This is a genomic window from Dyella sp., assembly GCF_035486915.1.
GTDB lineage: Bacteria > Pseudomonadota > Gammaproteobacteria > Xanthomonadales > Rhodanobacteraceae > Dyella_B.
On the sequence record NZ_DATHMR010000133.1, the window covers coordinates 1 to 16,142 of the forward strand.

At 59.7% G+C, this 16,142-nt stretch carries 15 protein-coding genes, 1 tRNA gene and 1 pseudogene; 4 read left to right on the top strand and 13 right to left on the bottom strand.

The genetic code is table 11. The features are described from left to right. The 10 genes and pseudogenes from VK725_RS10455 to VK725_RS10500 form a co-directional block, all read right to left on the bottom strand. Positions 1-121 (bottom strand): annotated as a pseudogene (locus VK725_RS10455) (acyl-CoA thioesterase); the annotation flags it as partial. A 40-nt stretch (positions 122-161) separates the two neighbouring features. Continuing rightward, positions 162-659, bottom strand: a complete 498-nt coding sequence (locus tag VK725_RS10460; RefSeq protein ID WP_325317994.1) for a GNAT family N-acetyltransferase — start codon at positions 657-659, stop codon at positions 162-164. An 89-nt stretch (positions 660-748) separates the two neighbouring features. Then, entirely contained in the window at positions 749-1,840 is a 1,092-nt protein-coding gene (ychF, locus tag VK725_RS10465; RefSeq protein WP_325317995.1) for a redox-regulated ATPase YchF, read from the bottom strand. Positions 1,841-1,922: 82 nt separating this feature from the next. Further along, positions 1,923-2,504 carry an aminoacyl-tRNA hydrolase gene (gene pth, locus VK725_RS10470; RefSeq protein WP_325317996.1) on the bottom strand — a complete coding sequence of 194 codons (582 nt, stop codon included), beginning with the start codon at positions 2,502-2,504 and terminating at the stop codon, positions 1,923-1,925. 56 nt (positions 2,505-2,560) lie between these two features. Beyond that, the gene (locus tag VK725_RS10475; protein ID WP_325317997.1) at positions 2,561-3,241 is read right to left on the bottom strand and encodes a 50S ribosomal protein L25/general stress protein Ctc; all 681 of its coding nucleotides are present in this window, start codon (positions 3,239-3,241) and stop codon (positions 2,561-2,563) included. Positions 3,242-3,575: 334 nt separating this feature from the next. Then, positions 3,576-4,514 (bottom strand): ribose-phosphate diphosphokinase, encoded by a 939-nt coding sequence (locus tag VK725_RS10480; protein WP_325318038.1) that lies wholly within the window; start codon positions 4,512-4,514, stop codon positions 3,576-3,578. A gap of 51 nt (positions 4,515-4,565) precedes the next feature. Next, a tRNA-Gln gene (locus VK725_RS10485) sits at positions 4,566-4,642 on the bottom strand. Between the two features lie 28 nt (positions 4,643-4,670). Next, positions 4,671-6,047, bottom strand: a complete 1,377-nt coding sequence (gene ispE / locus VK725_RS10490; protein ID WP_325317998.1) for a 4-(cytidine 5'-diphospho)-2-C-methyl-D-erythritol kinase — start codon at positions 6,045-6,047, stop codon at positions 4,671-4,673. Between the two features lie 59 nt (positions 6,048-6,106). Then, positions 6,107-6,715 carry a lipoprotein insertase outer membrane protein LolB gene (lolB, locus tag VK725_RS10495; protein ID WP_325317999.1) on the bottom strand — a complete coding sequence of 203 codons (609 nt, stop codon included), beginning with the start codon at positions 6,713-6,715 and terminating at the stop codon, positions 6,107-6,109. Continuing rightward, complete coding sequence (locus VK725_RS10500) at positions 6,712-8,469, bottom strand: tetratricopeptide repeat protein (RefSeq protein WP_414648483.1); 1,758 nt, start codon at positions 8,467-8,469, stop codon at positions 6,712-6,714. The genes lolB and VK725_RS10500 overlap by 4 nt, the downstream gene beginning before the upstream one ends. Before the next feature lie 74 nt (positions 8,470-8,543). Between VK725_RS10500 and hemA the strand changes: the two genes are divergently transcribed. From hemA to ppk2, 4 genes are all read left to right on the top strand, one after another. After that, positions 8,544-9,818, top strand: coding sequence for a glutamyl-tRNA reductase (gene hemA, locus VK725_RS10505; RefSeq protein ID WP_325318000.1), 1,275 nt, complete (start codon positions 8,544-8,546; stop codon positions 9,816-9,818). Positions 9,819-9,890: 72 nt separating this feature from the next. Further along, complete coding sequence (gene prfA / locus VK725_RS10510) at positions 9,891-10,970, top strand: peptide chain release factor 1 (RefSeq protein ID WP_325318001.1); 1,080 nt, start codon at positions 9,891-9,893, stop codon at positions 10,968-10,970. Positions 10,971-11,140: 170 nt separating this feature from the next. Then, positions 11,141-13,243, top strand: coding sequence for a tetratricopeptide repeat protein (locus VK725_RS10515; protein ID WP_325318002.1), 2,103 nt, complete (start codon positions 11,141-11,143; stop codon positions 13,241-13,243). Positions 13,244-13,277: 34 nt separating this feature from the next. Next, on the top strand, positions 13,278-14,057 hold the full coding sequence (gene ppk2 / locus VK725_RS10520) for a polyphosphate kinase 2 (protein ID WP_325318003.1): 780 nt from the start codon (positions 13,278-13,280) through the stop codon (positions 14,055-14,057). A gap of 19 nt (positions 14,058-14,076) precedes the next feature. Here ppk2 and VK725_RS10525 read toward each other — a convergent pair whose 3' ends face one another. The 3 genes from VK725_RS10525 to VK725_RS10535 are packed head-to-tail and all read right to left on the bottom strand — an operon-like array spanning position 14,077 to position 16,086. Next, positions 14,077-14,343, bottom strand: a complete 267-nt coding sequence (locus VK725_RS10525) for an acylphosphatase (protein WP_325318004.1) — start codon at positions 14,341-14,343, stop codon at positions 14,077-14,079. Between the two features lie 4 nt (positions 14,344-14,347). Next, positions 14,348-14,815 (bottom strand): TlpA disulfide reductase family protein, encoded by a 468-nt coding sequence (locus VK725_RS10530; protein ID WP_325318005.1) that lies wholly within the window; start codon positions 14,813-14,815, stop codon positions 14,348-14,350. Then, positions 14,812-16,086 carry a YihY family inner membrane protein gene (locus VK725_RS10535; RefSeq protein ID WP_325318006.1) on the bottom strand — a complete coding sequence of 425 codons (1,275 nt, stop codon included), beginning with the start codon at positions 16,084-16,086 and terminating at the stop codon, positions 14,812-14,814. Before VK725_RS10535 ends, VK725_RS10530 begins: the two co-directional genes overlap by 4 nt. Between the last annotated feature and the right edge of the window lie 56 nt (positions 16,087-16,142).

The following is a 16,142-nucleotide window of genomic DNA, read 5'->3' on the forward strand; positions in this document are numbered from 1 at the left end:
ACGCATAACCGGCCTGATCGATCCACTTCATCACCATGCCGCCGTGCACTTTTCCGCCGAAATTCACGTCGGTGGGCTGCGCCATAAAGCGGAACGTCACTTCGTGTTGCTGGCCTGACATGCGATCTCCAAAATGCGAGCAGCGAATCCAAGGGCGGGCATTATGCGCTCTTACGTTGCCTGGACGACAACGTCAGCACCATCGGCGTCGTCAGCACCCCCATTGGCGAGGGTTGTTCGGGCCCGATCGCACGAAAACCGAGGCGCAGATAAACGGGCACGGCGCAACGCGTTGCGTTGAGGGTGAAGCGGCGCGTACCTGCTCGACGTATCGCATCGCGCATTGTGCGCTCCCACAGACGACGCCCTATGCCAAACCCCTGAAAGCGCGTGCTTACGAAATACTGGACCAGATGCGAGTCGTCGCGCATCGCCGACACACCGACCAGTACATTGTCGATATAGGCGAGATGAAAGCGCTGTCCTTCGATGATTTTCTCGCGCAATGACCCAGCCCTGCTGCGCGCAAGCAGTTCCTTTCCAACATGAAGTGGTTGATCCGGAACGATCCAGCGCCGAACGAGGCGACGTATCAACAGGCCGATCTCCCGTGCATCGTCCGGGCGTGCGAGGCGCATGCGCAATGTCGGCTTGGACATATGACTGATTGGCGGCAACGTCGCCGATATCGTCGCACGAAAAAGCCCCATTTTTGCGGGGCTTTTTTAGCGATCAGCTTGGCAATTGCTCAAACATTGAAGAGGAAGTGCAATACGTCGCCTTCTTTGACGATGTAGTCTTTGCCTTCCTTGCGAAGACGACCGGCCGCAGCGGCACCTGACTCGCCCTTGTATTGGATGAAATCGCTGTAAGCGACTGTTTCGGCGCGGATGAATCCACGCTCGAAATCGGTATGAATCACGCCTGCGGCTTGCGGCGCCGTGGAACCGGCCTTCACCGTCCACGCACGCACTTCCTTGACGCCGGCGGTGAAGTACGTCTGCAAGCCAAGCAACTTATAGCCCGCGCGAATCACGCGATTGAGACCCGGCTCTTCCAGGCCAAGATCCTTGAGAAATTCGTCGCGATCGGCGTCGTCGAGCTGGGAAAGCTCTTCTTCGATCGCTGCGCAAACCGGCACCACCTCGGCACCCTCGGCCACTGCGCGCTTGCGCACGGCATCCAGATGCGGATTATTTTCGAAACCATCTTCGCGCACGTTGGCGATGTACATCAGCGGTTTGAGCGTCAACAGAAAAAGATCGCGTATGAGCGCCTTTTCTTCATCATCCAGGCCAAGGCTACGCGCGGATTTGCCTTCGTTGAGACCGGCAGCAAGCTTCTGCAGAACCGGCTTCTTCGCCATCGCCTCCTTGTCGTTAGCTTTCGCAGCACGCTCAGCGCGATTGAGCGCCTTTTCGACCGAGTCCAGATCCGCCAACGCCAATTCGGTATCGATGGTTTCGATGTCGGCGATGGGGTCGACCTTGCCGGCAACGTGAATGATGTCGGTGTGCTCGAAGCAGCGAACGACATGCGCAATCGCATCCACTTCGCGGATGTGCGAGAGGAATTTGTTGCCGAGACCTTCACCCTTCGACGCACCTGCAACGAGACCGGCGATATCGACGAATTCCACGGCCGTCGGCACCAGCTTCTGCGGCTTCACGATGTCGGCAAGCTCATTCAGACGCGGGTCCGGCACTGGCACCACGCCCACGTTCGGCTCGATCGTGCAGAACGGGAAGTTCGCCGCAGCAATACCCGCCTTGGTCAACGCGTTGAACAACGTGGATTTGCCGACGTTAGGTAAGCCGACGATGCCGCATTTGATGCCCATGATGTGAATCCGAAAGAGGTAAGCGAAAATCGTGAAAGGAGAATAGTAAGGCGGCGCGCGATGCAATCAACGTCTGCGCCTACTATTCCTTGCTTGTGTGAAGTTGTTGCATCGCCTTGTCGAACTGTCCGTCGACCGCCAGCGGCAACACATCCAGTGCGCGCGCCACACCCTCGATCATGGCGTCTTCGTCTTTGACGGAAGGACGACCCAGCACCCAAGGCGTGACCTGATCGCGGTGCCCCGGATGGCCAATACCGATCCGCAAGCGATGAAATTTGCCGTGCCCCAGATGAGCGATGATGTCGCGCAGGCCGTTCTGGCCGCCGTGTCCACCATCGAACTTCATACGCACGGTTCCAACGGAAAGATCCAGATCGTCGTGCGCGATCAAGCATTCCTCTGGTTCGATCTTGTAGTAGCGCAGCGCGGATGCGACCGCGATGCCGCTCTTGTTCATGAACGTGGCGGGTTTGAGCAGCCACACCGGTTCGCCACCGATGCGCACTTTGCACGTCTCGCCGTGCAGCTTGCCGTCGAGTCCGAAACGTTCGCCCTGATGGTTTGCCAAGGCGTCAACAAACCAGAACCCGGCGTTGTGCCGGGTTCTGAGGTATTCGGCACCGGGGTTGCCCAGCCCGACAATGAGTCGCAAGCCTGCCATAGGCCCAAGCGTGCCATGCGTCTCGCGCCCCGTAAGGAGGCGCGAGACGCAGCGGCTTACTTCTTGGTGTCCTTGGCGGGAGCCGCAGCAGCGTCGGCGGCCGCCTTGGCGGCTTCACCTTCGACACCTTCGGCAGCCGGTGCTTCGTCGACTTCTTCCTGCACGGTCACAGCGGTGACCACCGGAACGTCGTGATCCGCACCCAGATGCAGCGCAACGATTTCCACGTTTGCCGGCAGCTTGAGCTCGGACAAGTGGATGAGGTCGCCCGGCTTCAGATCGACCAGATCGAGTTCGATGAACTCCGGCAGATCCTTCGGCAAGCAGGACACTTCCACTTCGTTGAGGTTGTGCGAGATGACCACGCCAGCCGTCTTGCCGGCCGGGGACTTGTCCTGGTTGAGGAAGTGGATCGGCACATTCACGCGGATCGCTTCGTTCTCGTTGATGCGCAGGAAGTCCATGTGCAGCATCTGCTGCTTGAACGGATGCTTCTGCCAGTCACGCACCAGCACCTTCTGGGTCTTGCCGTCGACGTTGAGGTCGAGCACCGAGGAGAAGAACCACTCGTGCTTGGCGGCGAGCAGAATGGTGTTGTGCTCGATCTGGATGTTCTCCGGAGCGGCACCCGCACCGTAAACGACGGCTGGCACAAATGCCGTACGACGCAGGCGGCGGCTCGCACCTTTCCCCTGGTCCTTACGGCTCTGAGCCAGAATCTCATGAGTCTTAGCCATGTCAGTATTGCCTTGGTTTGGAAAGCCGCCTCGCGGCGACTGAATTGACTCTCCCGCGACCAGAAGAGCCCGATTGCCCGCTCGCGCGGACGGAAAAGTGTTCAAGTATACAAGAAAATGCCGCATGGGGCCGAGGCTGGCGGCTTTAACCCCTCTCCCCTCGGGAGAGGGGCTGGGGTGAGGGTTCGGGGTTGAGGTGAGGGTTCGGGGTTCCCGCGAAGTTGGATTTTCCACTCCGAGCGTACCCTCACCTACCTGCCGGCACCCTCTCCCGGAGGGAGAGAGAACGCATGACCAAGCTCTCCTCCTCAGACAGAAGGAGGGGAACGCAGAATCAGTCGATATAGAGCGAGCTGACCGACTCGCCGAAAGCAATACGGCGGATCGTCTCCGCCAGCAGTTCAGCCACTGACAGCTGGCGGATCTTGGCGCAGCCCTTGGCGTCATCGCGCAACGGAAGGGTATTGGTGACGACAAGCTGGTCGAGCTGGGAGCCTTCGATATTGCGGATGGCAGCACCGGAGAGCACCGGATGCACGCAGTAAGCAACCACCTTGCGGGCGCCGCGCTCCTTGAGGGCCACAGCAGCGGCGCAGAGTGTGCCGGCGGTGTCGACGATGTCATCCACCATCACGCAGGTCTTGCCCTCGACTTCACCGATGATGTTCATCACCGTGGCGACGTTGGCCTTCGGACGGCGCTTATCGATGATGGCCAGATCGGCATCGTCCAGTCGCTTGGCGATGGCGCGAGCGCGCACCACGCCGCCGACGTCCGGACTGACGACGATCACATCGTCCATGCTGTAGTTGCGCCAGATGTCGGCCAGCAGGATCGGCGAGGCGTACACGTTGTCGACCGGCACATCGAAAAAGCCCTGGATCTGGTCGGCATGCAGGTCGACGGTGAGCACGCGATCGACGCCGGCCTTGCCAATCAACTTGGCCACCAGCTTGGCCGTGATCGGCACGCGCGCGGACCGCGGGCGGCGGTCCTGACGGGCGTAGCCAAAATAAGGAATGACCGCCGTGACGCTGGCTGCCGAGGCGCGCTTCAATGCATCGGCCAGGGCCAGCAGCTCGAACAGATTCTCCGCACTGGGCGCGCCCGTGGGCTGCAGGACGAACACCTCCTGGCGGCGGACGTTCTCTTCGATCTCGATCTGCACTTCGCCGTCGCTGAACTTGCCGACGAGCGCTTTGCCCAGCGGCACGCCCAATCGATGAGCAACATCTTCGGCCAAAGCACGGTGAGCGTTGCCGGTAAAGAGCATCGGGCTGGACGTATCCACGGTTGTTTCCTCAGAAACTAGCCATTTGATGAATGGCTGGGGCGGTAGGATTCGAACCTACGCATGCGGGAATCAAAATCCCGTGCCTTAACCAGCTTGGCGACGCCCCAGTGTTACTCGTTGTAGTTTGCTTCCTAATCAATCCGTCGCACCATGGCGCGACAGCGCCCGATGCAACGGTGACACCCCGACGCCCTCAGCCACCCAGGCTGTGAACTCGGCTGGGGCGCGTCTTACGACGGCCTCGGCCCGCTCGGGAGTTGTCGTTTCGAGGAAAACACAACCACTGCTGCCGGAGAGCCGCGCGTGGCCGTGACTGCCGAGCCAATCGAGGGCGGCGGCGACCCGAGGGTAGCGCTCGCGAACAATGGGCTCGAACACGTTTTCCAACGTTTCGCCGGAAGCAAAGGATGAAATTGTCGCCGGGGGCGCAATGCGTGTCAATTCAGTTGCTTGAAATAATTCGCCAGTTGACACGTTTGCGTGTGAGTCAAGTACGACATACCAACGCTTGGGCAAGGTGATCGATTTGATGCGATCGCCCGCACCTGTCATCCATGCGGAGCGTCCGCGCACGAATACGGGCACGTCGTTGCCCAGCGCTCTGCCAAGTTCTACCAACTCGTTTGTATCGAGGCCGCACTTCCAGAGGTAATTGAGCCCCACTAGCACCGTGGCGGCTACTGAACTCTCATCTCCCAGCCCGATATGGTGCGGAATACGCGGCTCGACTTCGATATCAACGCCCGCGTGAATGTCCGTATGTGCGCGCAATAATGCTGCAGCACGAACAATCAAGTCATGTTCTTTTTCATCAGAACATGTCAAACGAATCTGATCCTCACCACGCGCACGCAACCGAATCTCGTCGCTCCAATCGAGCAAACGCACGACGCTCTGCCATTCGTCATGACCGTCCTCGTACTCACCAATTCTTCGCAAAAACAGATTCAGCTTCGCGGGCGCTGGCCAAATGGTCCACTCATGCGCTGCAGGCGGCGACAATTGGCGCGTCATGAAGACGCGCAACGCATCCGGAAACCCGTTCTCATGATCTCTATCACGCGCATACGCAAATCGTGGATCTCGTTTTTCGACAGCGACAAAGCCGTGCTTTGCGTAGAACGGCGCGTTCCACGGCACATCCGCGAGCGTGCCCAGATCGACGCGGCGATAACCCGCCGACCTCGCCCACTCGCACGCACGCTCCAACAAGGCCGCACCGATACCTCGCTTGCTATAGGCAGGCAGCACATCGATTTCAGCGATGCCGATGACATCGCCGCCATGCTCGGTGTCCAACCAGACAAAACCGACGGGATCGTCACTTTCGGCAACCAGCGCGACCCAAACAAGTCCACGCTGGATCGCTTCCTGAAGCATTTCCGGCGGAATCGACAGCGCTGCGTAAAACGGCCACGCAGGATGATCGCGAAACATCTGCACAGCCTTGCGCTCGATGGCACAGATGGCATCGACTTGGTTCGGAGCAGCTCGTTCGATTTGGAATGACATGGATGCGATCGCAGCCTGTTAGTGCGCGAAAATGACGAGCAGCGAAGCATCGGCACGCGTCACTGCAAATTCCACGACTGGACGACAAGCTTCACCATGAAAGGAGACTTCTGAGCGCGGATCAAGGTTGGCAAGGGTGGTTTCTGCGTGGCGTCCCACGTGATGTAGCTGACACTCCAGCCATCCTGCTGCAGCATCGAAAGCAGATGATCGTTGCCGAAGCTCATGTCGGCGTTCGAACCGCCCGCGCGCACGCCGAGCACCCATGCGCGAAGCTCGTCCAGTGGCACATCCCAGCCCAGCGTTCGTTGCATCAGCGCCTCGGCATTCGGGCCGCGCTGCGGACCACCATTCATGCCTTCTAACACGGCACCATCCGGTCCACCGGAGAGGCGAAAGCTCTTTCCGGTGATCGGGGCACGCAACTCGAACTCATAGTGATCGCCATTTTGCATCCACGTCAGGTTACCGCCATTCGCATCATTGCCCGTCGACACCACCAAGCGCCCCACCAACGTCCAGTGATTTGCGCTGGCCAACTGCTGCTCCCGAGCTTCCTGTTGTGCGATCGACGCCGGATCGCCTTTGTTTCGAACAACCTGTTGCGGCACGCACGCAGCCAACAGCAGCGGCGCAACCGCTACAAGAAAACGAAGGGAATATTTCATGGTTGAAGGCGCTTGATGGTTTCTTGAAGGTTGGCGTTATGCGGATCGATGCGTCGCACTTCATCGAAGATGTGTTGCGCCTGTTCGTGTTGCCCTTCTTTCCAGAGTACTTCACCAAGGTGTACGCCGACATCGGCGTCTTTGCCGCTCTGCCACGCACTGCGAAGCACTTCCGCGGCCTGATTCAAATGACCAAGCCGATATTGCAGCCAACCCCACGAGTCAGCGATGGAAGGATCGTTCGGTTTTGCCGCACGCGCCATGGAGATCAATTTCTCGGCTTCGGGCAAGTCACGGTTGGCATCGGCAAGCGTGAAACCCAGCGCATTGCTGGCGTCGATATCGTTGGGCTTGATTTGCAGCAGGCGACGGAAATCGCCGACCGCCAAATCGATCTTGCCCATCTCGGCGTAGGCCAGGCCACGACCATAGAGAAGATCCGGATCGTCCGGCACAACCTGCAACGCATGCGTGTATGCGTTGATCGCTTCCGAGTGGCGTTTTTCACGCATGTACAGATCGGCGTCTACCTCGTAAGCACGCCGCAATTGCGCCGGTTGATCCAGGTAATCGGTCTGCATTTCCGCCAATTGTTGATGCGCTTCAGCGCTACGCCCCAACGATTGCAGCAGGATCGCGCTGCGAAGATCGGCATCGAACGCGTGATCGTCGTCATCGGGAACCTGGTCGTACCACTTCAGCGCCTCTTCCTTGCGATCGAGTACTTCGGCGAGCTGACCGAGCAAATAAGCGCTGGAATCGCGCACATTGGCGGGCGCTTGCGTTAGCTGCTTGTAGACTTCCGCGAGCGTTTTATCGTCCTTGGCATTCGCCGCCAGTGCCGCCCGCATCGCATAGGTCTGCGCGTTCTGCGGACCTTTTTCCAGCAATTGCGTTGCCTGTGCATATTGGCCGCTCTGACCAAGCAGTGAGGCATACGTTATACGTAGCCCTATGTTGGTGGGGTCCCTCCCCTGCGCTTCGCGCAAAAGCGTGAGACCGCCGGTCTTATCGCCATTGTCGAGCTTCAACTGCGCCGCCCATGCGTACGTTTCGGCCGTGCCAAAACGCTTCATCGCTCCGTCGGCGATCTGCTGCGCGTAGACGTGACGCCCCAACTGCTCCCCAAGCTGGCTCATGGCAAGCCATGCTTTGGGATCGGCCGGAAGCTTGTCGGGTGTTGCCAAGGACTCGAGCAGATTGGCCGCCAGCGCGGGATCGCGGCTGCCGATCAATACACGGCCGAACATGCGCCAGGCGTCTTTGTCGCCGCTGGCAAGCAGCGTCGACAGTTGATGGCGCGCTTCGTCGGTTTTGCCCTGCTCTATCGCCAGTTCGGCGCGTGCCTGCGCCAATTGGGAGGCCGAGGCGCCGAGTGCCTGCCAGCGGTTGATGGCGTTTTGCGCCGCATTCGGATCATGCGTCGCGATCGCCAGAGCCGTGGCCTTGCCGGCGACATCGGGGTCCTTGGATACCACCATCGCCTTGCCATAGGCCTGCGACGCCCCCTTGAGATCAGAGTCGGACAACGCCAATTCACCCGCTAACATTTGGGTAAGAAGATCGTGGTCCGGATCCGGTGCGGGCAGGTCCACGCGCGCCAGGGGTTGCGGCGAAGTCCTTGATACGACATCGCTTCGGCCCTGTAGCGAGGCGCAGCCTGCCATGCTTAGCACAACCAACCCGCCAGCAACAAAGTGCCGCACTTGCTTGAACTTGACCGTCCCGCTCAGCACACTATCTCTCCATCTCATCCGACGGTCCCGGTCATTCCGGCCACGCCTATTTTACGCCGGCCAACGCCTGCCGACTCCCATCGCATCTCGTCATGAAGCTGATCGCCCTCGGGCTTAACCACCTCACCGCGCCGGTCAGCCTGCGCGAACTGGTGGCGTTCGATGAAGATGCCACAGATGCGGCGCTGCGCGACCTGGCGATCCAGCCCGGTGTCGAAGAAGCGATGATCCTCTCCACCTGCAATCGCACCGAACTTTACGTAAGCGTAACGGCTGGCGCCGAGAACGTGCCGCAGGAATGGCTTAATCGTCACCATCATCTGACTCCAGGCAAGCTTGACGAGTTCCTCTATCGCCATGATGACGAAGCGGCCGTGAGGCATATGTTTCGGGTCGCCACCGGTCTGGACTCGATGGTGCTGGGCGAGCCGCAAATCCTCGGCCAGGTGAAAGACGCCTACCAGCAGGCCCGCGAAGCCCATGCACTGAAAACCTCGATGGACCGCCTCCTGCAACATACGTTTGCCGTGGCAAAGCGTGTACGCACGGACACCCGCATCGGTGCGCACACGGTTTCGGTGGCGTTTACGGCGGTGCGGCTGGCCGAGCGGGTCTTTACGGATTTGCGACAGGCCTGCGTGCTGCTCATCGGCGCCGGAGACACCATCGAGCTGGCCGTACGCCACCTGGCCGAGAAGCAGGTTCGTCGCCTGATCGTCGCCAATCGCACGCTTGAAAATGCGCAGGAGCTTGCGAGCCGTCACGGCGGCTATGCCATCGCGCTGCACGATCTGCCCCAGCACCTTGCCGAAGCGGACATCGTGATTTCATCCACCGCCGCGCGGCAACCCGTGCTAACGCGCGCGATGGTCGAGAAAGCAATTGCCGCGCGCCGCCGCAAACCGATGTTCATGGTCGACATCGCCGTACCGCGCGATATCGAGCCATCCGTCGGCGAACTCGACGACGTGTATCTCTACGGTATCGACGACCTGCGTCAGGTGATCGACGACAATCGCCGCTCACGCGAAAACGCCGCGCGCGAAGCCGATGCGATCATCGATCTGCAAGTCGAACGCTACATGGCGTGGCGCCGCGCGCTCACGGTGAAGAATCCCGCCGTGGACCTGCGCCTGCATGCCGAAACGTATCGTGACGAAGTGCTCGAAAAAGCGCGTGCGATGATTGCGCGCGGCAAATCGCCCGACGAAGCACTGGCGTTCCTCGCCAATACGCTGACCAACAAGCTGCTGCATCACCCCAGCGCACGTCTGCGCGAAGCAACGTTGAGCGGCGATCACGATCTGCTCCACGCCGCCGGCCGTTTGTACGGTTTCGACGAAAAGCCTGAGACGAACGACAACTAGCGAGGCGCAACGCCACTTGCCCGTTATCATGGGCCGCTATCACTCGTTCCGTTTAGGGCACTGCTTTTGTCGATGACCCCTTCCATACGCCGCAAACTCGAAGCCATTGCCGAGCGCCATGAAGAGATTGGTCTGCTGCTCGGTCAGGCTGACGTGCTTGCTGACACCCATCGCTTCCGCGATCTCTCGCGCGAATACGCACAGATCGAGCCGGTGGCCGATGCCATGCGCGAGCAGACACGCATCGAACGCGAGCTCAACGATGCGCGCAGCATGCTCGACGATCCTGATTTACGCGACATGGCCGCCGACGACATCAGCCGTCTGGAATCACGCGCGACGCAATTGGACAACGAGCTGCAACTATTGCTGATCCCCAAAGATCCCCGCGACGAGGCCAACCTGTTCCTCGAAGTGCGCGCCGGTTCCGGCGGCGACGAAGCGGCCATCTTTGCAGGCGACCTGTTCCGCATGTACACCCGCTTCGCCGAACGACAGCGCTGGCAAGTCGAAGTGCTCAGCGAAAATCCGGGGGAACACGGCGGTTACAAGGAAATCGTGGCGCGCATCGAAGGCAAAGGCGCCTTCTCGCGCTTGAAGTTCGAATCGGGCGTGCATTGCGTAAAACGCGTGCCGGTGACCGAATCGCAGGGCCGCGTCCACACCTCCACCGCCACTGTGGCCGTGCTGCCTGAGCTGGATGAAATCGAAGAAATCGCGATTTCTCCCGCCGACCTGAAGATCGATACCTTCCGGGCCTCCGGCGCGGGCGGTCAGCACGTCAACAAGACCGACTCGGCCATCCGCATTACCCACCTGCCGAGCGGCATCGTCGTGGAATGCCAGGACGAACGCAGCCAGCACAAGAACCGGGCCCGCGCGATGAGTCTGCTCAAAGCCCGGCTGCTCGACGAAGCCCAATCCAAGCAGACCGCCGAACAGGCGCAGTCGCGCCGTTTGCAGGTCGGCACGGGCGACCGCAGCCAACGCATCCGCACGTATCGCTACAAGGACAGCCTGGTCACCGATCACCGCATCGGCCTGGATCTGTACCGCCTGCCGGAAATCATGCAAGGCGACCTGGACGACCTTTTGGCGACCCTGGCCCGCGAACATCAGGCAGACGAACTGAAATCACTGTCCGGCGGTTAAAAAGCGAGTAAGAAGTCCTTGAGCGCGGTACTCTTGAAGCGTCTGTAGGGGGAATCGAGTCACCTTGTCTGATCCGCCATTCCGGCATATGCCGGGGTGAGGGAGCGAGTGTGAGGTCCTTCGAGACGTTCGTGCCGTGCTCGCCATGACTTTCTCACTCGTTTCCTGAAATGACTGACGCTCCGCCAAACGACATCGCTTCAACCCTGCAACGGCTCAATGAACTGCTGCAGCGTGACGCCCATGAAGAAGCGGCCCAACTGGCGGCAGGTGCGCGGCGCCTGTATCCCGTCTCGGCAGAACTCATTCACTTGCACGGCATCGCGCTTTTGCGCCTGGGCCGCCGGCGCGACGCACAGCTGGCGATGAATCGCGCCGCGGAACTTGCACCCGGCAACATCGAACTGCAATGCAACCTGGCCAGTCTGTCACTGGCCGACGGCAAATCCGGCGCGGCCATCGAGCGGCTTCAAAAAGCACTCGCTCTGGCGCCCGGTCACCCGGCGGTCCTGCAGGTACTGGGCACAGCATTCATGGCAAGCGGCCAGGTTGTCCAGGCGCGCGATGCGTTCGCACTGGCTGCCAAGAGTCTTCCGCAACATCCCTCTATCCGGCTCAACCTGGCTACAGCGGAGATGGAACTGGGTCGCATGCCAGAGGCGGAAAAACAGGTAAGAGAGGCGCTACAACACGCTCCGTCGTTCGACGTTGCGCACGCCATGCTCGGTCAAATGATGCATATGCAGAACCGGCCGCATGACGCAGCGGCGGCATTGCTGCAAGCGAGCAAGTTGGCGCCGAAGAACCCGCAGTACATGTTCCAGGCCGCATTGATGCTGGATGAGGCCGGCGATCTATCAGCCGCCAATGCCGCTTTCGCCGATTCGCTTGCACGCGGGCCGAATTCGGTCCCCACCATGGGTCAATTGCTTTTTACGCGCCGCCGGCTCTGCCGCTGGAAGGGAATCGACGGACTCAGCGAACGCGTCAAGCGTGCTGTTGCCCAAGGCGAGCCCGGCGTGCATCCATTTGTGTTTCAAGCCGAAGAGAGTGATGCCGCACAACAGCTGCGTTGCGCCACGACGTACGCGAACAAGATCGACGAACAAGTCGCCGCGTTCCGCAACCAGCTCAATCTGCGCTACCCACTACCGCTGCCGGACAGCCCGATCCGCGTCGGCATGCTGTCCGACGGCTTCCACGAAACAGCCGTAGGACACCACATCGTTACTTTGATCGAGGTGCTTGGCGACAGCGATCTGGACATCCACCTGTTCGCCACAACGCCAGACGACGGCAGCGCAATTCGTCGACGCCTGTCTGCCGCGGTGACTCTTCACGATGTGTCCGCACTCAACCGTAAGCAGTTCGTCGAACTTGTGCATGGCAGTGCGATTGAAATCCTGTTCGATTTGAATGGCTATCACGGCCGCGGCAACTCCGAACTGATGGCGTTGCGCACCGCGCCGGTACAAGTGAACTGGCTCGGCTATACCGGGAGTTCCGGTGCCAGCTGGGCGGACTACCTGATGACTGACGCGCTCGTGCTGCCGCCAGAACTGCGCCAGCACGTCAGTGAGAAAGTGATCCGTTTGCCACGATGTGCGCAACCGAACGACCCAACGCGCACAAGCACCGAGCCACCCTCACGTGCGGAGTGTGGCTTGCCGGAAGCAGGCATCGTCTTTGCCTGCTTTTGCGAAACCTACAGCATCAATCCCGCCGTCTTTGCGCGTTGCATGTTGATCCTGCAGCAAGTGCCCGACAGCGTGCTTTGGTTGCTCAGCGGCCCCGCCGATGCAGACGATCGCTTGCGTCAGGCAGCCAAGGCGCTGGATATCTTGCCGGAACGTTTGGTGTTCATGCCGCGCATGCCGTACGAGGACTATCTGGCGCGCTATGCGCATGTAGACCTTTTTCTGGATACGCTGCCCATTAACCTCCGTGGCACAGCATCGGACGCGTTGTGGGCAGGCTGCCCGGTGCTCACGCGCACGGGCGAGACCATGGTCGGTCGCACAGTCACCAGCATGTTGCATCACCTTGGTCTACCCGAAATGATCGCCGCCGATGCGGTGTCCTTCATCGGCATGGCGACGGCACTTGGCACCGATCCGGAAGCGCTGGCGACGGTACGCAACCACCTTCTTGAGCAGCGCTCGAAGAATGCACTGTTCGACATGAGGGGATTTGCCGCAGACTTTCGGCGGGCCGTTCGTGCCATCAGCGCGCGCCATCGTATTGGCCGACCGCCGACCGATATGGACGTGTAATCTTGGGCTGCACGCGTCGCTTTGGGAGAGACCCATGAGCAAGCAGGACAAGCACTACAACAAGCGTATGGAAGAGCTTCAGCTGGAGCTTGCCAGTTTGAATCGCTGGTTGCATGAAACCGGCAAGCGGCTTTTAGTGATCTTCGAAGGTCGCGATGCAGCCGGCAAAGGCGGCACGATCAAGCGCATCACCGAAAGCATGGATACGCGCGGTTATCGCATCGCCGCACTGGGCAAGCCCGACGAAGTGGAATCCGGACAATGGTATTTCCAGCGCTACGTTGCGCATCTTCCTGCTGCCGGCGAAATGGTGCTGTTCGATCGCAGCTGGTACAACCGCGCCGTGATTGAACCGCTGATGGGTTTTTGCACCAAGGCGCAATACGAAGCGTTTCTCGACGCCGTGCCGGCATTTGAAAAGTTGCTGACGGACGACGGCATCATCCTGCTGAAGTATTGGCTCACCGTCGATCAGAAAGAACAGGAAAAGCGTTTTGCCGACCGTGCCAACGATGTGCGCAAGCGCTGGAAGCTTTCGCCTGTCGACATCGCATCACGCTCAAAATATGTCGAGCTCGGCGAACTGCGCAACACGATGATTGCGCGCACTCATGCTTCCAATGCACCGTGGTTTCTGGTCGACTTCAACAATCAGAAGCGCGGGCGCGTGAATCTGATTCAGCACCTGCTGGAACATGTGTCACGTCACGAAACGCCCATACCGCGTGTCAAGCTTAAACCGCTAAAAGGCAAGCCCAAGCACGAGAATGTCGACGATAAAGCGCTGTGGGTACCCGATGCGTTCGGCGAGTAACATGACTCACGGTGTCGGATCAGGACACGGTAAATCCCGCGGGAACGTCCTCGCCGCATTCGTGACGTACCACGTCATCGACGCGTGCAGCGGGCGGCCCCTGCCATAACCATTGCTCCAACTCGTCCACGGCGGCCGCGTCGCCGCATGCAACGACTTCGACGCGGCCATCCGGCAGATTTCTCGCATAGCCGCGAAGCCTGAGTTTCAACGCTTCATTGCGCGCGCTTGCGCGAAAGAACACGCCTTGCACTTTGCCGGTTACGAGAAAACGCGCGCCCGTCACGACATCAATGACCGATGGCGGCGCTCAGCAACGCCGAGGTAATCGGCCCCGTGAAATGCTTGGCCACCTTGCCATCCGGACCAATCAGCCATGTCGTCGGCAGGCCCAGCGGTTCGTCGAAATCCTTCAACGGCTTGTCCATGGTGACCTGAGCAATGGGATAAACCACCGGATGTTTGGTCATGAACGCGCGAATGTCCGCCGCCTCCGTGTCGTCGTAGGCAATGCCGATCGCGGTGACGTTCGGGTGCGTGGCCACAAACTTCGAGATGTCCGGCATTTCCTTGATGCAAGGCACGCACCAGGTCGCCCAGAAATTCACGATGACCCAATGACCGCGCTGCGTGGACAAGTCATACGGTTTGCCATCGAGCGTCGTCACCTTGAGTGAAGGTTGCGCGGGCATGGCGGCATAAGCGGGGGATGCCAGCGCAAGAGCCGCCAGCAGCAAGGATGACAAAAACCACTTCATGTTTCAGTTTCCTGGGGTTGGGGAGCAGGTGAAGCATGGAGAGGATAAACCTTGTCCAGCCGTGCACCCAAGGTCGCGTCGAGGGACTGCGCCAGTTTGGTCAGCAGCGCAAGAAGTTCCGGCGGAAGCTCGATGTGCGAGGCCGCCAATTGCTCCACCGGATTCAACGGCAGGCGATAGCCACTATGGCGATACACATGCAGCAGATCGGTGCTATCCAAACTGCGTGAGAGCAGCCAGCCACCTGCTTCACTGCGTCGAATCAAGTCGGCGCGCGACAGATCGTCGAAATAAGCGGTGATCGACGTGCTACGCAAATTCGGTTCAGCTGCACGAATGGTTACCGCATCAACGCTGAGGCCTGCGCGCTGGGCATCCACGAAGTGACGCAGAACGGCAAGCAACCCCAGAAACTCCGAACCCTCCGGCAGCACATCGCAAGGCGCCTGATATTCAAACGCAGAAATGGACGCCGCCACCGACGCACAAAGAATCACGATAATCCACGACAGATAGATCCATAGCAGCAGCAATGGAATGATCGCCAGCGCACCATATATCTGCTGGTAGTTTTGCGCATGCATTACATAGTGGGTGAAACCCCACCGTGCCACTTCGAACAAAATCGCGCCGAGCAATGCACCGATGGCCGTATGTTTTTTGTTCACTCGACGATTGGGTACCGTCGTGTACATCAGCCACAGCGTGAAAAATGTCACGATAAATGGCAGTCCTTTCAACAACTGCTGGACGATTCCCAACTGTTGTCCCGCGTTGGCGAGCACAGGAATGGCGGCCACATAGGACGTGGCGGCGATGCCGCCTACAACCAGGATCGGCCCCAACGTCAATGCCGCCCAATACAGCAACAGGCGCGGCCCCCAAGGCCGGTGACGTTGCACCTGCCAGATGCGATTGAGGCGGTCTTCGATGCTGGTCATCATCGACACAGCACTGAACAGCATCACCAGAATGCTTATGCCGGTGAGCTTGCGTGCATTGGTCGAAAAGTCATTGAGCGCGTTCTGCACCACGTCACCTGCAGTCGGGACGAAGTTGCTGAAAACGAAATTGACCAACATGTCGCGTTGCGATTCAAACATCGGGAACGCCGCAAACATCGCCAGCATCGCCACCGTCAGCGGCACCAATGAAACAAGCGTGGTGTAGGACAGCGCGCCGGCCGTCTCGAAACACTTGTCGTCGAGAAAGCGCTGCCAGAGGAAATGGCCGAAGTTCAGCGTACGATCGCGGTTGAAGCGCAAATTCATAAGTGCGAAGGATGCTCTTCCCTGGTGTCGCCCGTACACTACCCCATCCTATGTGA